This window comes from Solimonas marina (genome assembly GCF_012241385.1).
Lineage (GTDB): Bacteria > Pseudomonadota > Gammaproteobacteria > Nevskiales > Nevskiaceae > Solimonas > Solimonas marina.
On sequence record NZ_JAAVXB010000002.1, the window covers coordinates 405,669 to 431,917 of the forward strand.

Annotated in this window: 26 protein-coding genes; all 26 read left to right on the forward strand. The window is 66.7% G+C overall.

What is annotated here, in order from left to right; translation table 11 throughout:
* Nucleotides 1-78 precede the first annotated feature (78 nt).
* Nucleotides 79-408 carry a flagellar hook-basal body complex protein FliE gene (fliE, locus tag G7Y82_RS05115; protein ID WP_168146930.1) on the forward strand — a complete coding sequence of 110 codons (330 nt, stop codon included), beginning with the start codon at nucleotides 79-81 and terminating at the stop codon, nucleotides 406-408.
* Between the two features lie 14 nt (nucleotides 409-422).
* Complete coding sequence (fliF, locus tag G7Y82_RS05120; protein ID WP_168146931.1) at nucleotides 423-2,054, forward strand: flagellar basal-body MS-ring/collar protein FliF; 1,632 nt, start codon at nucleotides 423-425, stop codon at nucleotides 2,052-2,054.
* 45 nt (nucleotides 2,055-2,099) lie between these two features.
* Nucleotides 2,100-3,110: a flagellar motor switch protein FliG gene (fliG, locus tag G7Y82_RS05125; RefSeq protein ID WP_168146932.1), complete on the forward strand. Its 1,011-nt coding sequence runs from the start codon at nucleotides 2,100-2,102 to the stop codon at nucleotides 3,108-3,110.
* Nucleotides 3,110-3,727, forward strand: a complete 618-nt coding sequence (locus G7Y82_RS05130) for a FliH/SctL family protein (RefSeq protein WP_168146933.1) — start codon at nucleotides 3,110-3,112, stop codon at nucleotides 3,725-3,727. Before fliG ends, G7Y82_RS05130 begins: the two co-directional genes overlap by 1 nt.
* Nucleotides 3,724-5,088: a flagellar protein export ATPase FliI gene (gene fliI / locus G7Y82_RS05135; RefSeq protein ID WP_168146934.1), complete on the forward strand. Its 1,365-nt coding sequence runs from the start codon at nucleotides 3,724-3,726 to the stop codon at nucleotides 5,086-5,088. Before G7Y82_RS05130 ends, fliI begins: the two co-directional genes overlap by 4 nt.
* 60 nt (nucleotides 5,089-5,148) lie before the next feature.
* A complete protein-coding gene (gene fliJ / locus G7Y82_RS05140; protein WP_168146935.1) occupies nucleotides 5,149-5,562 on the forward strand; it encodes a flagellar export protein FliJ in 414 nt (137 codons plus the stop codon).
* Nucleotides 5,559-6,824: a flagellar hook-length control protein FliK gene (locus G7Y82_RS05145; protein WP_168146936.1), complete on the forward strand. Its 1,266-nt coding sequence runs from the start codon at nucleotides 5,559-5,561 to the stop codon at nucleotides 6,822-6,824. Before fliJ ends, G7Y82_RS05145 begins: the two co-directional genes overlap by 4 nt.
* Nucleotides 6,825-6,959: 135 nt before the next feature.
* A complete protein-coding gene (locus tag G7Y82_RS05150) occupies nucleotides 6,960-7,490 on the forward strand; it encodes a flagellar basal body-associated FliL family protein (RefSeq protein WP_168146937.1) in 531 nt (176 codons plus the stop codon).
* Nucleotides 7,487-8,488, forward strand: coding sequence for a flagellar motor switch protein FliM (fliM, locus tag G7Y82_RS05155; protein ID WP_168146938.1), 1,002 nt, complete (start codon nucleotides 7,487-7,489; stop codon nucleotides 8,486-8,488). The genes G7Y82_RS05150 and fliM overlap by 4 nt, the downstream gene beginning before the upstream one ends.
* Nucleotides 8,485-8,850 (forward strand): flagellar motor switch protein FliN, encoded by a 366-nt coding sequence (fliN, locus tag G7Y82_RS05160; RefSeq protein ID WP_168146939.1) that lies wholly within the window; start codon nucleotides 8,485-8,487, stop codon nucleotides 8,848-8,850. Before fliM ends, fliN begins: the two co-directional genes overlap by 4 nt.
* Before the next feature lie 5 nt (nucleotides 8,851-8,855).
* Nucleotides 8,856-9,308, forward strand: coding sequence for a flagellar biosynthetic protein FliO (gene fliO / locus G7Y82_RS05165; protein WP_168146940.1), 453 nt, complete (start codon nucleotides 8,856-8,858; stop codon nucleotides 9,306-9,308).
* A gap of 10 nt (nucleotides 9,309-9,318) precedes the next feature.
* Nucleotides 9,319-10,068 (forward strand): flagellar type III secretion system pore protein FliP, encoded by a 750-nt coding sequence (gene fliP, locus G7Y82_RS05170; RefSeq protein ID WP_168146941.1) that lies wholly within the window; start codon nucleotides 9,319-9,321, stop codon nucleotides 10,066-10,068.
* Between the two features lie 10 nt (nucleotides 10,069-10,078).
* Entirely contained in the window at nucleotides 10,079-10,348 is a 270-nt protein-coding gene (fliQ, locus tag G7Y82_RS05175) for a flagellar biosynthesis protein FliQ (protein WP_168146942.1), read from the forward strand.
* A 24-nt stretch (nucleotides 10,349-10,372) separates the two neighbouring features.
* The gene (gene fliR, locus G7Y82_RS05180; RefSeq protein ID WP_168146943.1) at nucleotides 10,373-11,152 is read left to right on the forward strand and encodes a flagellar biosynthetic protein FliR; all 780 of its coding nucleotides are present in this window, start codon (nucleotides 10,373-10,375) and stop codon (nucleotides 11,150-11,152) included.
* 707 nt (nucleotides 11,153-11,859) lie between these two features.
* Nucleotides 11,860-12,996, forward strand: coding sequence for a flagellar biosynthesis protein FlhB (flhB, locus tag G7Y82_RS05185; RefSeq protein WP_168146944.1), 1,137 nt, complete (start codon nucleotides 11,860-11,862; stop codon nucleotides 12,994-12,996).
* A gap of 63 nt (nucleotides 12,997-13,059) precedes the next feature.
* Nucleotides 13,060-15,114 carry a flagellar biosynthesis protein FlhA gene (gene flhA, locus G7Y82_RS05190; RefSeq protein WP_168146945.1) on the forward strand — a complete coding sequence of 685 codons (2,055 nt, stop codon included), beginning with the start codon at nucleotides 13,060-13,062 and terminating at the stop codon, nucleotides 15,112-15,114.
* A 19-nt stretch (nucleotides 15,115-15,133) separates the two neighbouring features.
* The gene (gene flhF, locus G7Y82_RS05195; RefSeq protein ID WP_168146946.1) at nucleotides 15,134-16,318 is read left to right on the forward strand and encodes a flagellar biosynthesis GTPase FlhF; all 1,185 of its coding nucleotides are present in this window, start codon (nucleotides 15,134-15,136) and stop codon (nucleotides 16,316-16,318) included.
* Complete coding sequence (locus tag G7Y82_RS05200) at nucleotides 16,305-17,216, forward strand: MinD/ParA family protein (RefSeq protein WP_277346243.1); 912 nt, start codon at nucleotides 16,305-16,307, stop codon at nucleotides 17,214-17,216. Before flhF ends, G7Y82_RS05200 begins: the two co-directional genes overlap by 14 nt.
* Complete coding sequence (locus G7Y82_RS05205; protein ID WP_168146947.1) at nucleotides 17,213-17,947, forward strand: RNA polymerase sigma factor FliA; 735 nt, start codon at nucleotides 17,213-17,215, stop codon at nucleotides 17,945-17,947. Before G7Y82_RS05200 ends, G7Y82_RS05205 begins: the two co-directional genes overlap by 4 nt.
* A gap of 86 nt (nucleotides 17,948-18,033) precedes the next feature.
* Nucleotides 18,034-18,426, forward strand: coding sequence for a chemotaxis response regulator CheY (gene cheY / locus G7Y82_RS05210; protein WP_168147150.1), 393 nt, complete (start codon nucleotides 18,034-18,036; stop codon nucleotides 18,424-18,426).
* Between the two features lie 10 nt (nucleotides 18,427-18,436).
* Nucleotides 18,437-19,105, forward strand: a complete 669-nt coding sequence (locus tag G7Y82_RS05215) for a protein phosphatase CheZ (protein ID WP_168146948.1) — start codon at nucleotides 18,437-18,439, stop codon at nucleotides 19,103-19,105.
* A 78-nt stretch (nucleotides 19,106-19,183) separates the two neighbouring features.
* Complete coding sequence (locus G7Y82_RS05220) at nucleotides 19,184-20,956, forward strand: chemotaxis protein CheA (RefSeq protein ID WP_168146949.1); 1,773 nt, start codon at nucleotides 19,184-19,186, stop codon at nucleotides 20,954-20,956.
* Nucleotides 20,949-21,722, forward strand: a complete 774-nt coding sequence (locus G7Y82_RS05225) for a flagellar motor protein (RefSeq protein WP_168146950.1) — start codon at nucleotides 20,949-20,951, stop codon at nucleotides 21,720-21,722. Before G7Y82_RS05220 ends, G7Y82_RS05225 begins: the two co-directional genes overlap by 8 nt.
* Nucleotides 21,706-22,650 carry a flagellar motor protein MotD gene (gene motD / locus G7Y82_RS05230; RefSeq protein ID WP_168146951.1) on the forward strand — a complete coding sequence of 315 codons (945 nt, stop codon included), beginning with the start codon at nucleotides 21,706-21,708 and terminating at the stop codon, nucleotides 22,648-22,650. The genes G7Y82_RS05225 and motD overlap by 17 nt, the downstream gene beginning before the upstream one ends.
* Nucleotides 22,650-23,123 (forward strand): chemotaxis protein CheW, encoded by a 474-nt coding sequence (locus tag G7Y82_RS05235; protein WP_168146952.1) that lies wholly within the window; start codon nucleotides 22,650-22,652, stop codon nucleotides 23,121-23,123. Before motD ends, G7Y82_RS05235 begins: the two co-directional genes overlap by 1 nt.
* 121 nt (nucleotides 23,124-23,244) lie before the next feature.
* Complete coding sequence (locus G7Y82_RS21665) at nucleotides 23,245-26,070, forward strand: methyl-accepting chemotaxis protein (RefSeq protein WP_168146953.1); 2,826 nt, start codon at nucleotides 23,245-23,247, stop codon at nucleotides 26,068-26,070.
* Nucleotides 26,071-26,249: the final 179 nt, after the last annotated feature.

The window sequence follows — 26,249 nt, forward strand, 5'->3', positions numbered from 1 at the left end:
ACGTGACGAATCCTTGACGCGCCCTTCAGGAACGGGACTTGCCTCGTCGTCTGCAAACCGTCACGACGATCGTCAGCAATGAACGAGATGAATGTCAGCAATGTGCTCGCGCAGATCCGCAGCCTGCAATCGCAGGTCGCGACGCCGACGCGCGTGCAGGCCCCCGACGCCGCGCAGGCGCCGCAGGGTGGCTTTGCGGCGGTGTTGAAGTCGGCGGTCGGCGAGGTCAGCCAGACGCAGAACACGGCTGTCGACATGCAGACCGCGTTTGCCAAGGGCGACCCGAGCGTCGAGCTGTCGAACGTGATGCTGGCCGGCGCCAAGGCGCAGGTTCAATTCAAGGCGATGACCGAAGTACGCAACCGCCTGGTGGCGGCGTACCAGGACATCATGAACATGCCGCTGTGAGGACACGCTAAGTCATGGCCACGATGTCGATGCCGGCGGTTCGCCAGCTCAAGGATATTCCGGCACTGCGCCAACTCGCGGTGCTGGCCGGGATCGCCGCCGCGGTGGCGGTCGGCCTGCTGATCTGGTCGTGGTCGCAGCGGCCCGGCTATGTGCCGGTCTATGCCGACCTCAGCGACCGCGACGCGGCGGAAGTGGCCGACGTGCTGCGTGGCGCCAATATTCCGATGCGTCTCGAAAGCGGCACGGTCACGGTGCCGCAGTCGCAGCTTTACGACGCGCGCCTGAAGCTTGCCGCGCAAGGCTTGCCGCACGGCAATGCGCAAGGCTTCGAGATGATGCAGCAGGATCAGGGTTTCGGTACCAGTCAGTTCGTCGAATCGGCGCGCTATCAGCATGCCTTGGAAACCGAACTGTCGCGCACCATTGGCAGTCTGCAGCCGATACGCGGTGCACGCGTGCATCTGGCGATTCCCAAGCCGAGCGCCTTTGCGCGCAAGAACGATGCGCCGAGCGCGTCGGTCTTCGTCGAGCTGTATTCGGGGCGCACGCTGGAGGCCGATCAGGTGGCGTCGATCGTGCACCTCGTGGCATCGAGCGTGCCGGGCCTGCAGCCGGAAGCCGTGACGGTCATCGATCAGTTCGGCCATCTGCTGACCAACGACGCCGACAGCGCGCTGGCACGCACCGCCGAGCAGTTCGACTACACGCGCCGCGTCGAGTCCGATTACACGCGTCGTATCGAACAGTTGCTGACGCCGATGATGGGCGCCGGCCGCGTCAACGCTCAGGTCGCTGCCGATATCGACTTTTCGGAAACCGAAGAAGCGCGTGAGCAGTACGGCCCGGACCCGGCCAAGGTGCGCACCGAGCAGATTTCCGAGGACGTGCAGCGCGGCACCAAGACCCCGACCGGCGTGCCCGGCGCGACCAGCAATACGCCACCGGCGCAGAACGCCAATCCGCCGCTGAACCAGCTGGCGGGCCGTGCGTCGGCCGACAGCGACGTGCAGTCGCAGAGCAAGCAGGAAAACCGCACCTACGAACTCGATCGGACGCTGAGCCATACGCGCAAGTCGGTCGGTCGCCTCAAGCGCCTGTCGGTGGCGGTGCTCGTCGATCACGTGCCGACGCTGCAGGGCGAGGGCAAGGACCAGAAAACGGTGATGGCAGCGCTGACGCCCGATCAGCTGAGCAAGGTCGAAGCGCTGGTCAAGGAAGCGGTCGGCTTCGATGCGTCGCGCGGCGACACGGTGTCGGTGCAGAACGCACCGTTCGTCGAGCAGCAGGTCGCGCCGATCGAGGCGCTGCCGGTCTGGCAGCAGCCGCAGGTGTTGTCGATCGCACGACAGGCTGGCGGCGTGTTGCTGGTGCTGGCGCTGATCCTGTTCATCCTGCGCCCGGCCCTGCGTCAGCTGCTGGCTGCGCCGGTGCAGGCGGCCGCGCTCGAAGGCACGGTCGAGGATCGTCGCCCGGCCGGCGAGTCGGTGGCGCTGGCCGACGATCGCGTGTCGCTGGAGTCCGCGCCGCCGCCGGTCTCGCCGTACGAACAAAAGCTGCAGATTGCACGCAAGGCCGTCGGCGAGGACCCGAAGCGCGTCGCCCAGGTGGTGAAGAGCTGGATCGGCCAGGAGAGCGGCACATGACCACGATGCTGAGCGCGGTTGGCGGACCGTCGTCGGAGGTGCGTCATGGCTGAGGTGGCCGCAGCGGCCAGCGGCACCGAGCGGGCCGCGATTCTGTTGCTGTCGCTCGGCGAGGCCGAGGCGGCAGAGGTGCTCAAGCACATGAGTGCCAAGGACGTGCAGAAAGTCGGCGCGGCGATGGCGTCGCTGTCCAACGTCACGCGTGAACACGCGACCGATGTCATGGATCGCTTCGTGCTCGAACTCGATGAGCAGACCTCGCTCGGCGTCGGTGCGGACGATTACGTGCGCCGCGTGCTGGTCAACGCGCTCGGTGCCGACAAGGCTTCGGGCCTGATCGATCGCATCCTGCTCGGCCGCAACAGCAAGGGCCTGGAAGCGCTGAAGTGGATGGAGACGCGCGCGGTCGCCGACCTGGTGCGCAACGAGCATCCGCAGATCGTTGCCATCGTGCTCGCCTATCTCGATCCGGATCAGGCGGCCGAAATCCTGCCGCTGCTGCCGGAACGCATGCGCAGCGACGTGCTGATGCGCATCGCGCGTCTCGACGGTATTCAGCCGCAGGCGCTGCGCGAACTCGACGAGATCATGGAGAAGCAGTTCTCCGGCGGCAGCAATCTCAAGTCGTCGAGCGTTGGCGGCATCAAGGTCGCTGCCAACATCCTCAATCTGATGGACTCGACGCAGGAACAGGCGATCACCAGCAAGATCGGCGAACTCGATTCCGATCTCGGCCAGCGCATCCAGGACCTGATGTTCGTGTTCGACGATCTGTCGTCGCTCGACGATCGCAGCATGCAGGCGCTACTGCGCGAGATCGGCGGCGAAACGCTGGGCCTGGCGCTGAAAGGCGCCGACCCGCGCGTCAAGGACAAGATCCTCAAGAACATGTCGAAGCGCGCTGCCGAGATGCTGGTCGAGGACATGGAGGCCAAGGGACCGGCCAAGCTGTCCGATGTCGAGGCCGCGCAGAAGGAAATTCTTGCCGTGGCGCGCCGGCTCGCCGATGCGGGCACCATCGTGCTCGGCGGCAAGGGCGGTGAGGCCTTCGTCTGATGAACGCACTGGCCAACGCGATTCCCGAGATCGAGATCCAGGCCGATCCGCAGGCGCAGCTGGCGCGTTGGCAGACCCCGGTTTTCGACGCGCCGTCCGAGAAGCCGCTGACCGCGCAGGAGCTCGAAGACATCGAGTCGGCCGCCTACGAGGAAGGCAAGCAGCGCGGCTATGCCGACGGACTGGCTGCCGGCCAGGACGAGATGACGCGACAGGCGGCGCGCCTGCGTGGCCTGATCGAACAGATCGCGCGGCCGCTGGTGTCGCTCGATGAAGAGGTCGAGCGGGCGCTGGTCGATCTGTCGTGCGCGATCGCGCGCCGCGTGCTCGACGAGGAACTGCAGGCCGATCCGCAGCGGGTGCTGGCGCTGGCGCGCACGACGCTGGCGGCGCTGCCGCCGGATCTGCGCGACGTGCGCCTGTATCTGCATCCGGAGGACGCCAAGCTGGCCCGGGCATCGCTGTTGCCGCCGCCGGAAGTCGAGCGCTTCCGCATCCTCGACGATGTCTCGCTGGCCGCCGGCGATTGCCGCGTGCAGACCGAGTCGACCTTCCTCGACGCGCGTCTCGACACGCGCATCGCACTGGCCGCCGACGCCTTGAACGCCGCCTCATGAACACCACGACCAACGAGTGGCGCCATGCCAGCGCACAGCGCCTGACCGACCATTTGCTGCGTCAGCGCCACGCCGCCGAGCGCGTCAGCAATTTGCGTCCCGAAGGACGCCTGCAGCGCGTGGTCGGCCTGACGCTGGAAATGGTCGGTTGCCGCTTGCCGATCGGCGCGCGGGTCAAGGTCGACAGTGCCGACGGGCAGGGCGTCGACGCCGAAGTCGTCGGCTTCGCCGGCGAGCGCACGTATCTGATGCCCACCGGCGAGATGCGCGGCTTGATGCCGCAGGCACGCGTGCATCCGCTCGGCGACGGTGCCGGCATTCCGGTCGGCGATGCGCTGCTCGGCCGCGTGCTCGACGCCGAAGGCCAGCCGATCGATGATCTCGGCCGTCTGAAGACCGATCATCACGCCCGGCTCGATGCCACACCCATCAACCCGCTGGCGCGCGCGCCGGTCGAGCAACCGCTCGACGTCGGCGTGCGTGCGATCAATTCGCTGCTGACGGTCGGACGCGGCCAGCGCCTCGGCCTGTTCGCCGGTACCGGCGTCGGCAAGTCGACGCTGCTCGGCATGATGACGCGCTTCACGCAGGCCGATGTGGTGGTGGTGGGCCTGATCGGCGAGCGCGGTCGCGAAGTGCGCGAGTTCCTCGACAAGAGCCTCGGCGCCGAAGGCCGGCGCCGCTCGGTGGTGGTCGCCACGCCGGCCGACCGCTCGCCGCTGCTGCGTCTGCGCGCTGCCTATACGGCGACGGCGATCGCCGAGCATTTCCGCGATCAGGGTCGTCATGTGTTGCTGCTGATGGATTCGCTGACGCGCTTCGCGCAGGCCAGCCGCGAAATCGGCCTGGCGATCGGCGAGCCGCCGACCACGCGTGGCTATCCGCCGTCGGTGTTCGCGCGCTTGCCGGGCCTGGTCGAACGTGCCGGCAATGGCCGCGACGGCGAAGGTTCGATCACCGCGTTCTACACGGTACTGACCGAGGGCGACGATCTGCAGGATCCGATCGCCGATGCCGCGCGCGGCATTCTCGACGGCCACATCGTGTTGTCGCGCGCGATCGCCGATGCCGGCCTGTACCCGTCCATCGACATCGAAGCGTCGATCTCGCGCGTCATGCAGGACGTCGTCACGCCGGAACAGCTGCTGCATGCGCGCACCCTGCGCGCGCTGTTCGCCGCGTATCAGCGCAACCGCGACCTCATCAATATCGGCGCCTATCAGCGCGGTGCCGACCCGAAAGTCGATGCCGCGCTCGAGCGCTGGCCGCGCATCGAGGAATTTCTCAAGCAAGCGGTCAACGCGGCCGCGAGCTTCACCGACAGCCAGCGCCAGCTCGCCGAGCTGCTCGGTGCCAAATAACACGCGCTTGAATCACCGGACGGAGATCGAACAATGGCGCAACCCAAGGCTTCTGATCGCATGCAGCCCCTGCAGACACTGGCCGACGTGCGCCGCGACAAGGCCGCCCGCCAGCTGGTCGATGCGCAGCGCCAGCATGCCGATCGCGAAGCGCGACTCGAAGAACTTCGGCGCTATCGTGAAGACTACGAACGGCAGAGCGCGGCGGCGACGCCGGCATTGATGCGCAATCGCCACGCCTTCCTCGACCGCCTGCGCGAAGCCGAGCGCTTTCAGCAGCAACTGGTCGAGCAGGCCGTGCGCGTGATCGACGAATGCCGTGCGCAGTGGCTGCTGCAGCAGCGCGGTTGCCGCACGGTGGCGCAGCTGACGGCTTGCTACCTGGAGCGCGAGCGCCGCGAGGAAGATCGCCGCGAGCAGCGTCAGCTCGACGAATTTGCGATGCAGCGTTATCAGCTGCGGAGCGTCGATTGAACGCAGCGCTGGCGGTGGCGGCGCGATCGGGTGCGGACTCGGCGCCGGTCGCCCGGCAGCAGGCAAGTGCTGGCCGTGGCGGCGATTTCGCGTCGCTATTGGGTGCATCGTCGGCGTCGACGGCAGCGGCCCCCGCGGTTGCCGACCGACCATCGTCGAATGTCGCGGTGCAGGCCAACACCGCGCCGCCAGCCCAGACCGCAGACCCGCAGCCCGGTGCATCCTGCGCGGCGGCCGATGGCACTCGCTCCTCTGCCGCGGCGGCGGCCGACCATCAGCACGTCGCCGACCCTCGCGCCCCGGCAAGCGACAGCGTGAACGAGGCTTCGGCAACGCTTGGCGGCAGTCCCGTGGACGCTGAGGCCCCCGCGGCCAACGATGCGCATGATGTCGACACCCAGGACGATGTCGGCACGGCGGATCAGGACGCCGACGCGCCGGGCTGGCTGCAGTCGCTGCGGCAGAGCCTGAGTCTGTTGTTCGGTGCAGCGCCCGCGGCGCCGGCCGAGGATGTGCCCGAATCGGCGGCCACCACCGCGCCGCCGATCGCGCCGCATCCGGCATCCGCGACCGCGCCTGGCGCCGTCGCCGCGGTGGTGCCGGACGCCGACGGAATCACGGCGCTGGGCGATCTGGACCCGGCCGGCGCGGATAAGGCGCAGCCTGACGCGGCGCCGTTCGTCGATCGCCAACGACCGGTGGGCGACGCGCGTTTCGATGCAATGCTGTCGGCTTTGCAGTCGCACGATGCCGGCGCGAGCGCGCATGGCATTGCCAGCGCCGCCGTGGCGCCGGCATCGGCGACGCCGAACGCGGGGAGTACGACGCCACCAGTGCACACGCCGCCGATGACCTTGCCGCCCGAGCATTCGCAGTTCGTCGAAAGTCTGGGCGAGCGCATCGTCTGGGCCGCCGACGGTGCGGCCAATGGCGAGCTGAGCCAGGCGACGATCGAACTGCATCCGGCCGAACTCGGTTGCCTGCGCATCCAGGTGCAAATGCGTGGTGATACCGCCCATGTTGCGTTCAGTGCCGACAATCCGGCGACGCGCGCATTGCTCAGCGATGCACTGCCTCAGCTGCGCGAGATGATGAGTGCCCAGGGTGTGCAGTTGCTGCGCGCGCAGGTCGATGCGCGATCGGTCCCGAACGGGCGTCAGGCGGCGACCAGCGGTAGCGTCGCGGTGGCCGAATCCGATTCCACTAGCGCGGCGTCGCGGCGTCGTGTGACGCGCGTCAAGCTCGTCGACGCCTACGTCTGAATTCCGTCACGGCCGTTTCGTTGAAATCGACAAACCGCGCGCCGGATTTTTGTCGCGCCTACGGTGTTCGCGGCGGCTGACGGCTGGAACAGGGCTTGCTCGGAGTGCTCGTCCATTCACGAGCCGCGAGACATCATGGCCAGCGCCGCCGCCACCGACGAATCCAACACCGAAGCCAAGGGCAAGAAGTCCGGCTTCCCGCTGATCCCGATCCTGATCGCCGTCATCGTGTCGACCGGTGCCAGCGCCGGCATCAGCTTCTTCCTGATGCGCCAGGCGATCAGCGGCGCCGAGCATTCGGCCGAGGGCGGCGACGCACACGGCGAAGAAGCCAAGGCCGAGGCCAAGGCGCCGCCGAACTATGTGTCGCTGGATCCGGCTTTCGTCGTCAACCTCGAAGCAGATCAGATGCGCTTCCTGCAGGTGCAGGTGCAATTGATGACGCGCGACCCGAAAGCCGCCGAAACGCTCAAGCTCTACGAGCCGCGCATTCGCAACGCGCTGATGCTGATCTTCTCTCAGCAGCAGCCCAGCGACATCGCCACGCGCGAAGGCAAGGAAAAGCTGCAGGCCAGCGTGCTCAGCGAGGTGCAGAAGATTCTCACCGACGAAACCGGCAAGCCGCTCGTCGAGGCTGTCTACTTCACCAGCTTCGTCATGCAATGAGCAACGATCTGCTGTCACAGGACGAAATCGACGCGCTGCTGCACGGCGTCGACTCCGGCAAGGTCGATACCACGCCGCCGCCGGCGGCGCCGGGTGAGGCGCGGCCGTTCGATTTTGCGACGCAGGAGCGCATCGTCCGCGGTCGGATGCCGACGCTGGAGATGGTCAACGAGCGTTTCGCGCGCCTGTTCCGGATTTCGCTGTTCAACATGTTGCGGCGCTCGCCGGAGCTGACCGTCGTCGGTATCGAGACGATGAAGTTCTCCGAGTACACGCATTCGCTGTTCGTGCCGACCAGCCTCAACCTGATTCGCGTCAAGCCGCTGCGCGGTACCGCGCTGTGCATCTTCGAGCCGCGCCTAGTGTTCACGGTGGTCGACAATTTCTTCGGTGGCGACGGCCGTCTGCCGACCAAGATCGAAGGTCGTGAATTCACGCCGACCGAAATGCGTGTGATCCAGCTGTTGCTGCGCCAGGTCTTTCACGATCTTCAGGAAGCCTGGAGTCCGGTGCTCGGCCTCGAGTTCGACTATCTCAGCAGCGAGGTCAATCCGCACTTCGCCAACATCGTCTCGCCGAGCGAGATCGTCGTTGCCTGCAAGTTCAAGATCGAACTTGAAGGCGGCGGTGGTCATCTGCATCTGACGATGCCGTATTCGATGCTCGAACCGATTCGCGATCTGCTCGACGCCGGCATCCAGTCCGATCGCGGCGACAAGGACGAGCGCTGGCCGATCACGCTGCGCGAGCAACTGCGCGACACCGAAGTCGAAGCCAGCTGCGAACTGCTGCGCACGACGATGAGCCTGCGTCAGCTGATGCAGCTCAAGGCCGGCGACGTCATTCCGGTGACCTTGCCGCGCACGCTCGACCTATGCGTCGAAGACATGCCGCTGTTCCGCGGCAGCTTCGGCATCGCCAACGGCCATAACGCCGTCCGTATTCAAGAAATCATCCGCCGTCCGCAGACGCCGGCGACTGCCCGGGAGATCGTATGAACACCACCGCTGACAATCTGACCAGCAAGAGCGAAAACAAGGGCGAGGCCACGCGCGCCACGTTCCAGACGCTCGAAGACAATCCGGCGGCCGGCGGCGGTGACGTCAATCTCGACGTGATTCTCGATGTGCCGGTGACGCTGTCGATGGAAGTCGGCCGCTCGCGCATTGCCATCCGCAATCTGCTGCAGCTCAATCAGGGTTCGGTCGTCGAACTCGAACGTGCTGCCGGCGAGCCGCTGGACGTCTACGCCAACGGCACCTTGATCGCGCATGGTGAAGTCGTCGTCGTCAACGAAAAGTTCGGCATCCGCCTGACCGATGTGGTCAGCCCGGCCGAACGCATTCGCAAGCTGAAGTAAGTCCGGTGGCGAATCTTCCGATGGCCGTGGTGGGCGAGACGACCAGCAGCGTGTCGACGCCGTTGCCGCACGGCCCGTCGCCGACCGCCGGTATCGCCAGCACGCTTGGCAGTCTGGCGGTGGTGATCGGCCTGATTCTGGCACTGGCATGGCTGGCGCGACGCCTGCAGACGTTGCGCGGCGCGCGCGGCGGTCTGTTGCAGGTCACCGGTGGGGTCGCCGTCGGTAACAAGGAGCGCGTCGTCATCGTGCAGATTGCTGGCGAGCACTTCCTGGTCGGTGTCGCTCCGGGCCAAGTGTCGCTGCTGCATCGCTTCGAAGGCGCTCCGGGTGGCGTGACGCTGCCGGCCGAGGCTGATCTGCGCGCCGCCGCCGATCGGATGGCGCCAGCGCCTGGCGTCGGAGGTCCGTTCGCGGACCGGTTGCGCGAACTGCTCGGCGCCCGCCGCGCCGCCTGAGGTCGACACGATGCTTCGTCTTTTCGCCTGGCTCGCGGTTGCCGCCATCGTGCTGATGCCGCAGTTCGCGTCGGCCGCCGGCTTGCCCGGCGTCACCGCCACGCCGGCGGCGGGCGGCGGCACGCAGTACAGCCTCAGCGTGCAGGTCCTGCTGCTGATGACGCTGCTGACAGTGCTGCCGGCGTTGATGCTGTGCATGACCGCCTTCACGCGCATCGTCGTCGTGCTCGGCCTGCTGCGGCAGGCGCTCGGCACCAACCAGACGCCGAGCAATCAGATTCTGGTCGGTCTGGCGCTGCTGCTGAGTTTTTTCGTCATGGCGCCGGTGCTGCAGAAGGTCTACGACGAAGGGGCCAAGCCGTACATGGACGGCAAGATGGAATTCGAGCCGGCGTTGGCCGCCGGTGCCAAGCCGCTGCGCGGCTTCATGCTCGCGCAAGTGCGCGACACCGACTTGATGACCTTTGCCAAGATCGCCGGTCAGGACGCCTACCAGACGCCGGACGACATTCCGTTTCCGGTGCTGGCGGCGGCGTTCGTGACCTCCGAGCTGACCACTGCGTTCCAGATCGGCTTTTTGCTGTTCATTCCGTTCGTGATCATCGACCTGGTCGTGTCCAGCGTGCTGATGAGCATGGGCATGATGATGCTGTCGCCAATGCTGGTGTCGTTGCCGTTCAAGCTGATGTTGTTCGTGCTGGTCGACGGCTGGTCGCTGGTGATGGGCATGCTCGCCGCGTCGTTCCACGCCGCGGCCTGAGGCAAGCGCGATGACGCCCGAAACGGTCATGACCACCGCCCGCGAAGCCCTGTGGCTGACGCTGCAACTGGCGACGCCGTTGCTGCTCGTTGCGCTCGCGGTCGGCGTCGTCGTCGGCATCGTGCAGGCGGCGACGCAGATCAACGAAATGACGCTGAGCTTCATTCCCAAGCTGTTGGCGATCGCGGCGGTGATCGTCGCGCTCGGTCCGTGGATGCTGCACGCGCTGGTCGAATACACGCGGCATCTGATCGAATCCATCCCGGTGATGCTCAACTGAGCCGGCGCGCCGCGACTCGACGCCGTGACCATCACCGACGCACAACTGATCGCCTGGCTCCAGCAATTCATCTGGCCCTTGGCGCGGATCAGCTCGGCACTGATGATTGCCCCGGTACTCGGCTCCGGGCGCATCACCGCGCGAGTGCGCATGGCGCTGGCACTGCTGCTGACCCTGGTCATCGCGCCGCTGTTGCCGGCGCCGCCGGTCGCGCAGCTGTTCAGCTCGATCTGGTGGGGCACGCTGCTGCGCGAGATCGCGATCGGCCTGCTGATCGGCTTCACGCTGCAGATCATCTTCGAGGCGGTGACACTCGGCGGTGAGCTGATTTCGGCCAGCGCCAGCCTGTCGTTTGCAACGCTTGCCGATCCGCTGCGCGGCGTGTCGACGCCGGTCATCGGTCAGTTCCTGATGCTGGTCGCGACGCTGCTGTTTCTCGCGCTCGGCGGCCATCTGCAATTCATCGAATGGCTGGCGCGTTCGTTCACTGACCTGCCGGTCGGTGGCGCGACGCTCGGCATGGATCGCATCGGCAGCTTGCTGACGTTCAGCGGCACGCTGTTCGCCGGTGGTCTGATGCTGGCGCTGCCGGTACTGGTCGCGCTGCTGACGATCAATCTCGCGCTCGGTGTCATCAGCCGCTCGGCGCCGTCGTTGAACCTGTTCGCGGTCGGGTTTCCGCTGTCCTTGATCGTCTGTCTGGTGCTGCTGTATCTGGCGATGCCGTCGATGATCGGCAAGATGGGCTTGTTGTTTGATGAGGGGTGGCGGGCGGTGGGGGCGTTGGTGGGGAGGGCGTCGTGACGACGAGCGGGTGGCCTCTTGTTTTGCTCGCTTCGAGGTCTGATCTGGCCTTGCCTTTCGCCTTGCGAGGCGACTTGCGAAAGCTCCCCCGCAGGTCGCTTCCGCTCTTTGCTTGTCCAAAGAAAAGTAAGCAAAAGAAACGACACCCCTGGGGCCGCACCCGCTGCGCGGGCGGGCCTGCGCTGCTCACGTGCTCGGGACCGTCGCCGACGCGACATCCCTGTCGCGACGACGACTTGGCCGGCCGTCCTGGCCGGCCATTCCCTGCGCTCGCTGCGCTGCTCGGTGCGGCCCAAGGGGATCCCGGTACAGCGAAAAGCCACAGCAAAAGCGGGGATGCTGCACTGAGTCGCTGGGCGCTGTTGCTTTTGATGTTGCCCCCCCTAGGAGGAGCCGGTCGTTTGGTTGCGCACAGCGGCTCTCCCGGCAAGGGACGGCCGGGCGAGCGACGTCGCGATAGGATGTCGCGTCAGCGCGTGCCCCGAGCACGGCCAAACCACTGGAAACCGGCGCAGCCGGCGCTGACTCGGGGAGTGCCTTCTCTTGCCTACTTCTCTTTGCACAAGCAAAGAGAAGTAGGTCGCCTTTCAGGGCGAAACGTGCAGATCAACCAGGCATTTCGCGTTGAGATAAAAGCCGGACTCGCATTGCCGTCGCAGCGGGTCTCTGTCTGGGTGCTCGAGCTGATGTTTGGAGGCTGAGCGCCGATGTCCGATCAACAACAACGTACCGAACAGGCAACCCCCAAACGTCTGCGCGAAGCCCGCGAACGCGGCGAGCTGCCGCGCTCGCGCGAGCTGACGACGGCGATCGTCGTCGGCGCCGGGGTGTTGGTGATGATGGCGGCCGGTAGCGGCATCGCCGAGCGCGCGACGGCGTGGTTCCGGCAGGCGCTGCAGCCGGATCCGGCAATGCTCGGTGATCCGAGCCGTATGCTGCCGTGGTTCGGTCAGCTGGTGATGGCGGGCTTCATGGTCGCGGCACCGCTGCTGGCGGCAGGACTGGTCGCGGCGATCGTCGGGCCGCTGGCGCTCGGCGGCTGGAACTTTTCGACCAAGGCCGTACGTTTCGATCCCAAGCGCATCAATCCGCTGTCCGGTCTGGGCCGCATGTTCTCCGCCAATGCGCTGGTCGAGCTGGCCAAGGGTGTCGGTAAATCGGCGCTGCTCGGTGCACTCGGGGCGGCGTTTTTGTGGAGTCGCCGCGACGAGTTTCTGGCGCTGTCGCGCATGGACGTTGGCCCGGCCCTGGCCAGCGGTGTCGGCCTGTGCATGAGCGCGCTCGGCTGGCTGATGGGCGGTCTGATCGTCATTGCCGCGATCGACGCGCCGTATCAATGGTTCTCGCACGCCAAACGGCTGCGCATGACGCGCCAGGAAGTGCGCGACGAGTTCAAGCAGACCGAAGGCAGCCCCGAGGTGAAAGGCCGCCTGCGCCGCCTGCAGGCGGAACGCTCGCGCAAGCGCATGATTGCCGCGGTGCCGGAGGCCGACGTGGTGATCGTCAACCCGACGCATTACGCGGTGGCGCTGAAGTACGACGCGCAGAAGATGCGTGCGCCGCGCGTGGTCGCCAAGGGCGTCGACGAAGTGGCGCTGGCGATACGGGAAGCGGCCAAGGGCGCACGCGTGCCGCTGGTCGAGGCGCCGCCGCTGGCGCGTGCGCTGTATCGCGGCGCGTCCGTCGACCAGGAGGTGCCGGTCGCGCTGTACGCCGCCGTTGCGCAGGTGCTGACCTACGTCTATCAGCTGCGTCAATACGCCGCCACGTCGGCTGGCACAAGGACTGCACCACCCGCGCAGCCCCGGATCGACGACGTGCCGAACGGGGAGCCAGATGAATGAGCGCCCAGAACGAAAAATCCGAAATTCGCTGATTGATGCCACGCCGGCTACCGGAGCGGCGGCATGAAGGCATTCCTCGAACAGCTGCGTGGCGTCGAACGCAAGGGCCTGGCGGCGCCGATCCTGCTGCTGATGGTGTTGGCGATGATGGTGGTGCCGCTGGCGCCGCCAGTGCTCGACCTGATGTTCACGCTGAACATCACGATCGCCATCGTCGTCCTGCTCAGCGTCATCTACGTGCTGCGGCCGATGGACTTCAGTGCGTTCCCGACGGTGTTGCTGTTCGTGACCTTGTTGCGCCTGGCGCTGAACGTGGCGTCGACGCGCGTCGTGCTGCTGCACGGCCACGAGGGCACGCAGGCCGCCGGTCATGTGATCGAGGCGTTCGGCGATTTCGTGGTCGGCGGCAACTACGCGGTCGGCTTCGTCGTCTTCGTGATCCTGACGATCGTCAACTTCATGGTCGTCACCAAGGGCGCCGAACGCGTCTCGGAAGTGTCGGCACGCTTCATTCTCGATTCGCTGCCCGGCAAGCAGATGGCGATCGACGCCGACCTCAACGCCGGCCTGATGACGCGTGAGGAAGCACGCGACCGTCGCAACGAGGTCCGCGAGGAAGCCGACTTCTACGGCTCGATGGATGGTGCCAGCAAGTTCATCCGCGGCGACGCGCTGGCCGGCATCATGATTCTCGTCATCAACGTCATCGGTGGCCTGCTGGTCGGCACCCTGCAGCACGGCATGAGCCTCGGCGACGCGCTGAAGAACTACACGCTGCTGGCGATCGGCGACGGTCTGGTCGCGCAGGTGCCGTCGTTGCTGCTGTCGACCGGTGTCGCGGTGCTGGTCACGCGCATGTCGAAGTCGCAGGACATGTCGCAGCAGGTGGTCGGTCAGGTTTTCGGCCAGCCGCGCGTGCTGGCGATCGCCGCGACGGTGCTGGCACTGATCGGCTTCGTGCCGGGCATGCCGAATCTGGTGTTCCTGCTGCTGGCCGCCACCTGCGGCGGCATTGCCTGGCTGCTGGCCAAGAAGCAGCGCGCAGCCGCTGCCGCGCCGCCGCCGGCGGCGCAGGCGCCGAGCGCGCCGACCGAACTGGGCTGGGACGACATCGGTCGTACTGACGCGATCGGCCTGGAAGTCGGCTATCGCCTGATTCCGATGGTCGACACGCGCCAGGGCGGCGAGCTGATGGCGCGTATCAAGGGCGTGCGCAAGAAGCTGACGCAGGACATCGGTTTCCTGATTCCGCCGGTGCACATCCGCGACAACCTCGAACTGCAGCCGTCGACGTATCGGCTACTGGTGCATGGCGTGCCGGTCGCGGAGGCACAGGTCTATCCGGATCGCGATCTGGCCCTCAATCCGGGCCGCGTGTTCGGCACGCTGGACGGCATCCAGACCACCGATCCGTCGTTCGGCATGCCGGCGGTGTGGATCGAACCGGGCGCGCGCGAGCACGCGCAGACGCTCGGCTATTCGGTGGTCGACTGCTCGACGGTGGTCGCCACGCATTTGTCGCAGATCATCCAGAACCACGCGCACGAACTGTTCGGTCACGACGAGGCGCAGGCGCTGGTGACGCAGCTGGCCAAGCAGGCGCCGAAGCTGGCCGAGGACCTGGTGCCGAAGCTGTTGCCGCTGTCGGTGTTCACGCGCGTGCTGCAGAACCTGCTGGCCGAGCGCGTGCCGATCCGCCACCTGCGCGTGATCGCCGAGGCTTTGGCGGACGCCGCCACCCGCAGTCAGGATCCCGTCGCATTGGTCGGCCAGGTGCGCGTTGCGCTGGGTCGGCAGATTGTTCAGGAAATCAATGGGATGTCGCAGGAGCTGCCGGTGCTGACGCTGGGCGCGCCGCTGGAACAGGTCCTGCAGGACTCGCTCAAGAGCGGCGGTACGGCAATCGAGCCGGGACTGGCCGAGCGCATGCACCGTTCATTGAGCGACAGCACGCGCAAGCAGGAACAGGCCGGGCAACCGGCGGTGCTGCTGGTTCCCAACGGACTGCGTCCGCTGCTCGCCCGATTCACGCGCCAGACGATACCCGGACTGCATGTGCTGTCGTTCGACGAAGTACCGGACAACAAGCAGATCCGCATGGTCGGCGCAGTGGCCTGAGGTTTGACGAAGAGCTGATATGAAGATCAAACGGTTCCTGGCGAAGAACATGCGAGAGGCGATTCGCATGGTGCGGGAGGAGCAGGGTCCCGACGCGGTGATCCTGTCGAACCATCGTGTCGCGGGTGGCATCGAAGTCGTTGCCGCCACCGATTACGACGCGGCGCTGATGCAGCAGGCCGCACGGCGCAACACGCCGGCCGAGCCGCCGCCGGAAGCCCCGCCGCCACCGACGACGACCCAATCGCAGGCCGAGCCTGCGCCCGCGCCGCCGGCCCCGGAACTGCAGCAGCTGCGCCGCGAACTGGGGGGCATGCGCCGCATGCTCGAAACGCAGATGGCCGGCATGGCCTGGCGCGAGATGCACGAAAATCCGCAGAAGCTGCGCGCGCTGCAGACGCTGATCAATCTCGGCATCGAGCCGCGCCTGGCGCGCGAGCTGATCAACGACCTGCCGCCGGGGCACGACACCGAGCGCGCGAAGATGATGCCGCTGGCGCTGCTGTCGAAGCGCCTGCCGGTGGCCGGCGACGATCTGATTCATGAAGGCGGCGTGATCGCCCTGGTCGGGCCGACCGGCGTCGGCAAGACGACCACCATCGCCAAGCTCGCGGCGCGTTACGCGGAGCTGCACGGCACGCGCGATCTGGCGCTGGTGACCACCGACCACTTCCGCGTCGGGGCTCAGGAACAGTTGCTCAATTACGGCCGCCTGCTCGGCGTGCCGGTATTGACCGCCGCCGGCGCCGACGAACTGCGTCTGGTGCTGGCGCGGCTGGCCGATCGCAAGCTGGTGCTGATCGATACCGCCGGCATCGGCCCGCGCGATGCCAAGCTGCAGTCGCAGCTCGGGGCGATGGGCATGGCCAATGCCGGCATCAAGACCTGGCTGGCGCTGCCGGCCAACAGCCACGCCGCCGATCTCGACGACGTGATTCGCCGCTACGCCAAGGCGCGGCCGATGGCCTGCGTGATCACCAAGCTCGACGAGACGCTGCGTATCGGCGGCGTGCTGTCGGCGGTGATCCGCCATCGCCTGCCGGTCGCCTATACCTGCGATGGCCAGCGCGTTCCGGAAGACATCGAACCGGGTCGCGCCAACTCGCTGGTGCTGCGCGCGATGCAAATGGCACGCACCAATCCGGCCCGCGTCGACGACGCGACCCTCGCCCTGCAGTTCGGAGCCGTTCATGTCGCACAGTGATACGAACCCCGGCGCGTCGTCGCACGAGATGGCAGGCGGTCAGGCGGCCGGTCTGCGTCGCCTGCGCGCGCCGAAGCCGGTACAGGTGGTGGCCGTGACCAGCGGCAAGGGCGGCGTCGGCAAGACCTCGGTGTCGGTCAATCTGGCCGTGTCGATGGCGCTCGACGGCAAGCGCGTGATGCTGCTCGACGGCGATCTGGGCCTGGCCAATGTCGATGTGATGCTCGGCTTGCAGCCGGCCTACAACCTGTCGCACGTGATCGCCGGCGAATGCACGCTGGATGACACCATCATCGATGGGCCCGCCGGCATCATGGTGGTGCCGGCGTCGAGCGGCAAACGCAACATGGCCGAGCTGTCGTCTGCAGAGCACGTCGGCCTGGTGCGTGCGTTCTCGGAGCTGCAGCGGCCGCTCGACACGCTGATCGTCGACACCGCCGCCGGCATCGCCGACAGCGTCATCACCTTCAGCCACGCGTCGCAGCAGGTCATCGTCGTCGTCACCAGCGACCCGCAGTCGCTGACCGATGCCTATGCGCTGATCAAGGTGCTGAGTCGCGAGCGCGGCATTCACCGTGTGCATGTGCTCGCCAACCAGGTCCATACGCCGCGCGAGGCGCGCGAAATCTTCGAAAACCTGCGCCGCGTCGCCGAGCGTTTCCTCGACGTGACGCTGAACAACCTCGGCTTCATCCCGCACGACGACTGGTTGAAGCGTTCGGTGCGCCGTCAGCGTGCCGTCGTCGATGCCTACCCGGCGGCGGCCAGCGCACAGGCGTTTCGCGCGCTGGCCAAGACCGCCGCGAGCTGGGGGCTGCCGCTCGGCGCCCGCGGCAATCTGGAATTTTTTGTCGAGCGGCTGGTGGCCGCCGACGCCCAAGCAGGAGTACCCGCATGAGCACCGCCGCGGCCCGACCGATGAGTGAACCCATGGATGAGAATGCGCTGGTTCGCCAGCACACGGATCTGGTCAAGCGGATCGCACATCACCTCGCGGCGCGCTTGCCGGCCAGTGTCGAAGTCGACGACCTGATCCAGGCCGGCGTCATCGGCCTGATCGAAGCGGCGCGCAACTACAGTGGCACGCGCGGCGCATCGTTCGAGACCTACGCCGGCATCCGCATTCGCGGCGCGATGCTCGACGAGCTGCGTCAGACCGACTGGGCCCCGCGTTCGGTACACCGCCGCGAGCGTGCGGTGCAGGAAGCGATTCGCAAGATCGAGCAGGAAACGGGCCGCGAGGCGCGTGAGCACGAGGTCGCCGAACGCCTCGACATCGGTCTGCCCGAGTACCACAGCATCGTCCAGGATGCGGCTCGCTGTCAGGTTCTGAGCCTCGATCACTCGGGCGAGAACAATGACGAAACCATCGACGCGCCCGACGATACCGCCGGACCGCTGCAATGCCTGCAGCATGCCGAATTCCAGCAGGAGCTCACGCAGGCCATCACCGAGCTGCCGGAGCGCGAGCGCCTGGTGCTGTCGATGTACTACGAGCGCGAGCTGAACCTGCGCGAGATCGGCGCCGTGCTCAAGGTCAGCGAGAGCCGGGTCTGCCAGATTCACGGCCAGGCATTGCTGCGTCTGCGCGCGCGGCTCAAGTCTTGGCATGAACTTGCCGCTATCTGAGCAAAGCCGCAGCCACCGAGGTGGTCGGCCGCCAGGGCAGGCACCCCGTTGAACGACTCGAAATTCCCGAAAACGGAACGGAAATGATGGACAAGAACATGAAGATCCTCGTGGTCGACGACTTTTCGACGATGCGTCGCATCGTGCGCAATCTGCTCGGCGACCTCGGCTACACCAACATCGCCGAGGCCGACGACGGCAAGAGCGCCTGGCCGATGCTGCAGGGCGGCGGCTTCGACTTCGTCGTCACCGACTGGAACATGCCGGGCATGACGGGGATCGAGCTGCTGCGCACGATTCGCGGCGACGAGCGCATTGGCAAGACGCCGGTGCTGATGGTGACGGCCGAAGCACAGCGCGAGCAGATCATCGAAGCCGCGCAGGCCGGCGTGAACGGCTACATCATTAAACCCTTCAATGCGGCGACGCTCAAGGAAAAGATCGACAAGATTTTCCAGCGCATCGCCGAGACCGCCTGAGGCCGCGCCCGTGTCCGCCTCGGCCGAGGATCGCGGCGCGCTGATCGAAGCGCTGAAGACATGGCTGGCACGGCTGGAGTCGGGTGGCAGCATCGATGCACCGCCGCCGCTCGCCGAGCTGCTGCAGAAGAACGAGCACGCGTTCTATCGGCAGGTTGCCGAACTGACGCGACGACTGCATACCGCCGTTGTCGATCTGCGTCTCGACGAGCGCCTGACGCGCATCGCCGGCGACGGCATGCCCGACGCACGTGACCGCTTGCAGCATGTCGTGCGCATGACCGAGCAGGCCGCGCACCGCACGCTCGACCTGGTCGATCAGCTGCGCGTCGATACGCGCGCCGTGACCCGCGGTGCCGATGCGCTGCCGGACGACGATCCGACGCGTGCGATGCTGCTGCATCACGCCGAAACGATGCGCGAGCGTCTCAATCAGCTGTCGATGGCGCAGGAATACCAGGACATTACCGGGCAGATCATCAAGCGCATCATCACGCTGGTCGACGATGTCGAAGCGGCATTGCTGGAACTGCTCGGCACGCACGCCAGCCAACTCAAGACTGGCGCGACGATGCCGATAGCCGATACGAAGACTGGTCTTGCCGGACCCGCGATGCCGGGGCAGATCACGACCAGCCAGCAGGACGCCGACGCGCTGCTCGCCAGCCTGGGCGTCTAGCTTCAGACCCTTCGTCGCCGTCGCGCGGGTTGCGCTCCGGTCACGGAGGCCGCAGAACCACAAGGGCCCGAGGCATTCATGAGCACCGGCGACGACGACATTCTCAACGACTTTCTGGCCGAGGCTGGCGAGCTGGTCGAACAGCTCGGCACGCAGCTGATGGCGCTGGAGCGCGATCCGGGCGACACCGAGTGCCTCAACGCCGTGTTTCGCGCGTTTCACACCGTCAAGGGCGGCGCCGGCTTTCTGCAACTGACGCCGCTGGTCGAGCTGTGCCATGCGGCCGAAGACGTGCTCAATGCCGTGCGCAACCAGCGCCGCGCCTGTGATACCGATGTGATGGATGCGGTGCTGCAGGCGGTCGACGCCGCGCAGACCATGATGGGCGAGCTGGCCATGGGTTCGCCGCTGACGGCGGCCGCGCCCGAGCTGCTGATGCAGCTGCACGCCTTGCTCGAAGGCGGCACCGCATCGTTGCCGAAGGCGCCGCCGCCGCCCGCCGCGGCGCCGGCTGCGGTCGCCGCCAGCGACACGATCAGCGACGACGAGTTCGAGGCGCTGCTCGACGAGCTGCAGGGCAAGAAGCCGGCGGCCGCGGCGCCGCAGCCGTCGGCGCCGGTCGCCGTTGCGCCCAAGCCGGCAGCTGCGCCGGCACCGGCTCTGGCACCGAAGGCTGAAGTCGAGACGATCCGTGTCGAGACCCAGAAACTCGATCTGCTGATGAATCTGGTCGGCGAGCTGGTGCTGGTGCGCAACCGCCTGAAAGTCGCCAAGGGCGATCTCGACGAAGCCGGTGCACGCGCGATTGGCGAACTGGATTTCATCACGCGCAGCCTGCAGAACACCGTGGCGCAGGTGCGCATGCAGCCGATCGGCAAGGTCTTCGCGCGCTTCCCCAAGCTGGCGCGGGACATCGCCCGCCAACTCGGCAAGCAGGTCAATGTGCAGCTCGAAGGCGAAGACACCGAGCTCGACAAGAATCTGGTCGAAGCGCTGGCCGATCCCCTGGTGCACATGGTCCGCAACAGCGTCGACCACGGCATCGAGGCGCCGGCGACGCGCAAGCAGGCCGGCAAGCCGGCCGCCGGCACCTTGCTGCTGCGCGCGTCTCAGGAAGGCGACCACATCCGTATCGACATTCGTGACGACGGCGCCGGTATCGACCCGGAGCGCCTGCGTGCCAAGGCGCTGGAGAAGGGCCTGATCGAACCGGAAACCGCCGAGCGTTTGTCGCCGGCCGAATGCCTGCAGCTGATCTTTTTGCCCGGCTTCAGCACCAAGGAAGAAGTCTCCGATCTGTCCGGTCGCGGCGTCGGCATGGACGTCGTCAGCTCGCGCATCAAGCGCCTCAACGGCCACGTCGATCTCGACTCCAAGCCCGGCGAGGGCACGTCGCTGCGCATTCGCGTGCCGCTGACGCTGGCGGTGCTGCCGGCGCTGATCGTGCGCTGCGACGGCCGCCGCTTCGCCTTGCCGCTGGCGCCGGTGTCCGACGTATTCCGCCTCGATGAGCGTCGCGTGCAGCGGCGCGAGCACTGGGATGTGGTCGACTCGCGCGGCGCGCCGCTGCGGCTGGTGCATCTCGATCGCTGGCTCGGCACCGAGCCTTTGATCGGTGCGCGTCACGTGGTGGTCGCGCAGGTCGGCGACGAGCGCTACGGCTTCGTCGTGCGCGAGGTCGTCGGTCGCGAAGAGATCGTCATCAAGCCGCTCGGCGCCAGTCTGCGCGGCCTGGCCGGCGTGTCCGGTGCGACCGTGATGCCGGACGGCCGCATCGCCCTGATCCTCGATTTCAACGGCCTCGTCGCCGCAGCCCGTGCGCTGCGCTTCGAGGATGCTGCGCATGGATAGGCTGTCGGTCATCGGCATCCTGCTGGCGCTGATCGCGCTGATCGGCGGCTCCATTCTCAAGGGCGCCGGCGTCGGCGCGCTGTTGTCGCCGGCCGCATTCACCATCGTCATCATCGGTACGCTGGCGGCCATCTTCATCCACACGCCGACCAGCACGTTCTTCCACGGCATGAAGATGGCCAAGTGGGTGCTGTCGCCGCCGCGTCAGGACACCGAGGCGCTGATCACGCGCGTGGTCGGCTGGAGCAGCGTGGCCCGCAAACAGGGCCTGCTGGCGCTGGAAGGCGAGGTCGAGGCCGAGTCCGATCCGTTCATTCGCAAGGGCCTGCAGTTACTGGTCGACGGCTCCGAGCCGGACGTGATCCGCAACATCCTCGAGGTCGAGTTGCAGACGCGCGAGCATCAGGACTTGCAGGGCGCCAAGGTCTTCGAGGGCATGGGCATCTATGCGCCGACGCTCGGCATCATCGGTGCGGTGATGGGCCTGATGGCGGTGCTGAAGAATCTCGCCGACCCGAGCAAGCTCGGGCACGGCATCGCCGCTGCCTTCGTCGCGACGATCTACGGCATCGGCTCGGCCAACCTGTTCTTCCTGCCGATCGCCGCCAAGCTCAAGGCGCTGGTCGCCGATCAGGCGCGCGTGCGCGAGATGCTGATCGACGGCTTGATTTCCATCTCGCAGGGCGAGAATCCGCGCAACATCGAGATCAAGCTGCGCGGCTATCTTCACAGCACGCCGGAGGCGCCCCGTGGCCAGACGGCATAGGCACGAGGAACACGCCAATCACGAAGCCTGGGCGATTCCATACGGGGATCTGCTGACCTTGCTGCTGGCGTTCTTCGTCGTCATGTACGCGGTTTCGTCGGTCAATGAAGGCCGCTATCGCGTCCTGGCCGATTCGCTGGCGCAGGCCTTTGGCGGGCCGCCGAAGTCGGTCAAGCCGATCCAGATCGGCGACAAGCCGCAAAAGGGCACGCAGGCCGACGCTATGTTCAACACGCCGGACATGCGCGGCTTCGAGCAGGAGTCGTCGCAGCTGGCGTCAGGGCCGGCCGGCGTGCGCCAGGGCGGCGAGCAAGCGGCGCAGCGCGCCGACGGTGAACTGCAGAAGACCGCCGGCAGTGGCAGCGCCGCGTTGCGGCAGATGTCCGACGAAGTGCGCATCGCGATGAAGGACTTGATCAGCAAGAACCTCGTCGCCGTGCGCCAGAGCGAGCACTGGCTGCAGATCGAGATCCGTACCGACATCCTGTTTCCGAGCGGGGTCGCCGATGTCTCGCAGCGTGCCACGCCGGTGCTGCGGCAACTGGCCCAGATTCTCGCGCCGTTCCCGAATCCGCTGCGCATCGAAGGCTATACCGACGATGTGCCGATCGCCACGACGCGCTTTCCGTCGAACTGGGAGTTGTCGGCCGGTCGCGCCGCGAGCGTCGTGCACCTGTTCATGGAGTCCGGTGTCGACCCGACACGAATGAGCGTTGCAGGTTTTGCACAGTACCGACCGGTCGGTGACAACCAGACGGCCGACGGCCGCAACCGCAATCGCCGTGTCGTGGTGGTGGTGATGGCCAGCGACGCGCCGGATGCGCGTGGTGTCGCCGGGGCGATTCCGGACGCCGAGGGCGGCGCCGGCCAGCCCGCGCCACCCGCCGCCGCCGCGGGCGCACACAGCGTCAGCGCGGGAGGACTGTGATGGATGCCGCCACGCGTCGCGTCGAGGCCGAATCGGCCCGCTGGGTTTGCTTCGGGCTCGGGGGGCAGGACTACGGACTGCCGATCGTGCAGGTACAGGAAGTGTTGCGGCTGCCGCCGATCGAAGCCGTGCCGGGCTGCATCGACATCGTGCCGGGCGTGATCAATCTGCGTGGCCAGGTGGTCACGGTGATCGATCTGCGCTGCCATCTGCAGTTGTCGATGACGCCGGCCACCGCTGACTCGCGCATCGTCGTCGTCGCCCATGACGGCGAACCGTTCGGCTTGCTCGTCGATCGCATCGGCGAAGTCACGAAGCTGGCCGCGAGTGACATCAAGCCGGTGCCGACCCTGCATCGGCACGGCGACCGCTATGGCTTTGCCGGCGTGGCCCGTCATGGTGGCGGTTTGTTGACGCTGCTCGATGTGCCGGCGCTGATGCGTGGCATCGGTGGCGTGTTCCTGAGTCGCTGACCGTCCGTCCCCGCCTTTCGTACCGCTCGTCTCCGCCTCGTGCAAAAAGCACAGGGTGCGGCCGCTGTCGTGAGAGTCAGCCACTCCGTGCTGCCCACATTTCGAGAGACGAGGAATTGCCATGGTGCTGCCTCTGCGTTCCACCGCTGTGCGAGCCGTTGCGCTCTGTGCCGGCCCGGCACTGCTGGTTGCCCTGATCGGCGCGGCGTTGTTGGCTGCCGGCACTTCAGCGGGGTCCATCGCCATCCTGACGGTGGCGGCCATCGTGTTCGGCGTGACCGCCGGCAGCGTGCTGAGCCGAAGTCAGCAACGCGTTGTCGATGATGTACGGCAGACGGCTGACGCGATGGGCCGCGGCAGCTTCGATGCCGCCGTGCAGCACGGCGAGGTGGCCGCGCCGCTGCAGCAGATGCTGACCACGATGCGCGAGCAGCACGGCGAGCTGACGCGCACGCAGCGCGAATACGACGGCCTGATGGCGGCACTCGACCGCTCGCAGGCCGTCATCGAATTTACGCTGGACGGTCATATCCTGCAGGCCAACGACAACTTCCTCGCCGCGCTCGGCTACAGCCTGTCTGAAATTCGTGGCCAGCATCATTCGATGTTCGTCGAACCGGCGGTTCGCGACAGCGTCGAGTACCGGCAGTTCTGGGAACGCCTGGGTCGCGGTGAATATGACGCCGGCCAGTACAAGCGCGTCGGCAAGAACGGCCGCGAGATCTGGATTCAGGCGTCGTACAACCCGGTGCTCGACGAGCACGGCAAGCCGTGGAAGGTCGTCAAATACGCGACCGACATCACCGCGCAGAAGGCCAAGGCGGCCGACTACGAAGGCCAGCTCGCGGCGATCGACAAGGCGCAGGCGGTCATCGAGTTCACGCTTGATGGCCACATCGTGCAGGCCAACGAGAATTTCCTGAAGACGCTGGGTTATCGCCTCGACGAGATTCGCGGCCAGCATCATTCGATGTTCGTGACCGCCGCCGAACGCGACAGCGAGACCTATCGGCATTTCTGGGAGAAGCTCGGCCGCGGCGAGTACGACGCCGGACGCTATCGCCGTGTCGGCAAGGAGGGTCGCGAGGTCTGGATCCAGGCGTCGTACAACCCCATCCTCGATGCTTCCGGTCGGCCGATGAAGGTGGTCAAGTACGCCAGCGACATCACCGCCGAAGTCGAAGCCGCTGCGCGTCTGCAGCAGGTTGTCGAGGCGACGCAGACCGTGGTGGTGGCGGCGCGCGGCGGAGACCTCACGCAGCGTTTGCCGACCGACGGTCAGTCCGGCACGGTGTTGTCGCTGTGCGAAACGATCAACGCCCTGCTCGACGACGTGAAAGCCACGCGCGATCGTGATCTGGAGCGCGCCGCCGCCGACAAGAAGCTGGCCGACGAGAACCTGCGCATCCGCAACGCACTCGACAACGTCAACACCAATGTGATGATCGCCAATAACGACCGGCAGATCATTTACCTGAATCAGTCGATCGTGCAGATGCTGGGCAAGGCCGAGGCCGAGATTCGCAGTGACCTGCCGAGCTTCGATGTGCGCAAGCTGCTCGGCGGCTCGATCGATCAGTTCCACCGCGCGCCGGAGCACCAGCAGCGCATGCTGGCATCGCTGCGCGATACGCACCGCGCGCAGATCAAGGTCGGTGGCCGGACCTTTGCGCTGACCGTGAATCCGATCATCAATGCCGACGGCGAGCGGCTGGGCTCGGTCGTCGAGTGGCTGGATCGCACCGAGGAGGTGGCGGTCGAGGCCGAAGTCAGCAGCATCGTGCGCGCCGCCGCCGACGGCGACTTTGGCCGTCGCGTGTCCATCGATGGCAAGCAGGGCTTCTTCCTGCAGCTGGCCGAAAACATCAATCGCCTGCTCGAAACCAGCGACGCCGGCCTGCGCGAACTGGCGCGGGTGTTCGATGCACTTGCGCACGGCGATCTGACGCAGCGCATCGACGCCGAATTCCGCGGCACCTTCGGTCAGCTCAAGGACGATGCGAATACCACCGTCGCACAGCTGACCGAGATCGTCTCGCAGATCAAGTCGGCGACCGACACCATCAATACCGCGGCACGAGAGATTGCGGCTGGCAACAGCGACCTGTCGTCGCGCACCGAAGAGCAGGCGGCGAGCCTCGAAGAAACGGCGTCGTCGATGGAGGAGCTGACTTCGACGGTCAAGCAGAACGCGCAGAACGCCTACCAGGCCAATCAGCTCGCGATCGGCGCGTCCGACGTCGCGGTCAAGGGCGGCGCCGTGGTAGCCGAGGTGGTCGCGACCATGTCGTCGATCTCCGAGTCGAGCAAGAAGATCGCCGACATCATCGGCGTGATCGACGGCATCGCGTTCCAGACCAACATCCTGGCATTGAACGCCGCCGTCGAAGCGGCGCGTGCCGGCGAACAGGGTCGTGGTTTCGCGGTGGTGGCCGGTGAAGTCCGCAATCTCGCGCAGCGCAGCGCCTCGGCGGCCAAGGAAATCAAGGCCCTGATCGGTGACGCCGCCGGCCGTGTCGACAACGGCGCCAAGCTGGTCGAACAGGCGGGGCGGACCATGGACGAAATCGTGGTCAGCGTGAAACGTGTCACCGACATCATGGGGGAGATCACCTCGGCCTCGCAGGAGCAAAGCCAGGGCATTGAGCAGATCAACCAGACCGTGACGCAGATGGACGAAGTGACACAGCAGAACGCGGCGCTGGTCGAAGAGGCTTCAGCGTCGGCCCGCGCACTCGAAGAACAGGCCGGCGGCCTCGCCGAATCGGTCAGCCGCTTCAAGCTCGGGGGCGATACGTCGAAGCCGGCTGCGGTGGCGCAAGCCGCCGAGTCCAACCGCCGACCGGCTGCCACCAAGCCGCGCGCCGCCGCAGCACCGCCGCGCAACGCCGGCCGCGAGCCGCGCGTCAACGGCGCCACATCGGGAGATGTCTGGACCGAGTTCTGAGGCGCTGGACGAGGTGAACGCGGCGCGTCGCACTCTCGCAGTGCGGCGCGCCGCGTCGTTTTGGGCGGACGTGCCGCGTGCCGGCGCCGCGAACCCCCAGCGGCTGTCGCCGGCCGACGAGCGTCACACCGAGCGGCCCTCTGCGGCACGGGCCGCGCTCAAGAAAGCGAGACGGCTTG

Bases quoted from the DNA above. Each gene is read 5' to 3' on its own strand.
- fliE (WP_168146930.1), top strand. From the start codon at position 79: ATGAACGAGATGAATGTCAGCAATGTGCTCGCGCAGATCCGCAGCCTG.
- fliF (WP_168146931.1), top strand. From the start codon at position 423: ATGGCCACGATGTCGATGCCGGCGGTTCGCCAGCTCAAGGATATTCCG.
- fliG (WP_168146932.1), top strand. From the start codon at position 2,100: ATGGCTGAGGTGGCCGCAGCGGCCAGCGGCACCGAGCGGGCCGCGATT.
- G7Y82_RS05130 (WP_168146933.1), top strand. From the start codon at position 3,110: ATGAACGCACTGGCCAACGCGATTCCCGAGATCGAGATCCAGGCCGAT.
- fliI (WP_168146934.1), top strand. From the start codon at position 3,724: ATGAACACCACGACCAACGAGTGGCGCCATGCCAGCGCACAGCGCCTG.
- fliJ (WP_168146935.1), top strand. From the start codon at position 5,149: ATGCAGCCCCTGCAGACACTGGCCGACGTGCGCCGCGACAAGGCCGCC.
- G7Y82_RS05150 (WP_168146937.1), top strand. From the start codon at position 6,960: ATGGCCAGCGCCGCCGCCACCGACGAATCCAACACCGAAGCCAAGGGC.
- fliM (WP_168146938.1), top strand. From the start codon at position 7,487: ATGAGCAACGATCTGCTGTCACAGGACGAAATCGACGCGCTGCTGCAC.
- fliN (WP_168146939.1), top strand. From the start codon at position 8,485: ATGAACACCACCGCTGACAATCTGACCAGCAAGAGCGAAAACAAGGGC.
- fliP (WP_168146941.1), top strand. From the start codon at position 9,319: ATGCTTCGTCTTTTCGCCTGGCTCGCGGTTGCCGCCATCGTGCTGATG.
- fliQ (WP_168146942.1), top strand. From the start codon at position 10,079: ATGACGCCCGAAACGGTCATGACCACCGCCCGCGAAGCCCTGTGGCTG.
- flhB (WP_168146944.1), top strand. From the start codon at position 11,860: ATGTCCGATCAACAACAACGTACCGAACAGGCAACCCCCAAACGTCTG.
- flhA (WP_168146945.1), top strand. From the start codon at position 13,060: ATGAAGGCATTCCTCGAACAGCTGCGTGGCGTCGAACGCAAGGGCCTG.
- flhF (WP_168146946.1), top strand. From the start codon at position 15,134: ATGAAGATCAAACGGTTCCTGGCGAAGAACATGCGAGAGGCGATTCGC.
- G7Y82_RS05200 (WP_277346243.1), top strand. From the start codon at position 16,305: ATGTCGCACAGTGATACGAACCCCGGCGCGTCGTCGCACGAGATGGCA.
- G7Y82_RS05205 (WP_168146947.1), top strand. From the start codon at position 17,213: ATGAGCACCGCCGCGGCCCGACCGATGAGTGAACCCATGGATGAGAAT.
- cheY (WP_168147150.1), top strand. From the start codon at position 18,034: ATGGACAAGAACATGAAGATCCTCGTGGTCGACGACTTTTCGACGATG.
- G7Y82_RS05220 (WP_168146949.1), top strand. From the start codon at position 19,184: ATGAGCACCGGCGACGACGACATTCTCAACGACTTTCTGGCCGAGGCT.
- G7Y82_RS05225 (WP_168146950.1), top strand. From the start codon at position 20,949: ATGGATAGGCTGTCGGTCATCGGCATCCTGCTGGCGCTGATCGCGCTG.
- G7Y82_RS05235 (WP_168146952.1), top strand. From the start codon at position 22,650: ATGGATGCCGCCACGCGTCGCGTCGAGGCCGAATCGGCCCGCTGGGTT.
- G7Y82_RS21665 (WP_168146953.1), top strand. From the start codon at position 23,245: ATGGTGCTGCCTCTGCGTTCCACCGCTGTGCGAGCCGTTGCGCTCTGT.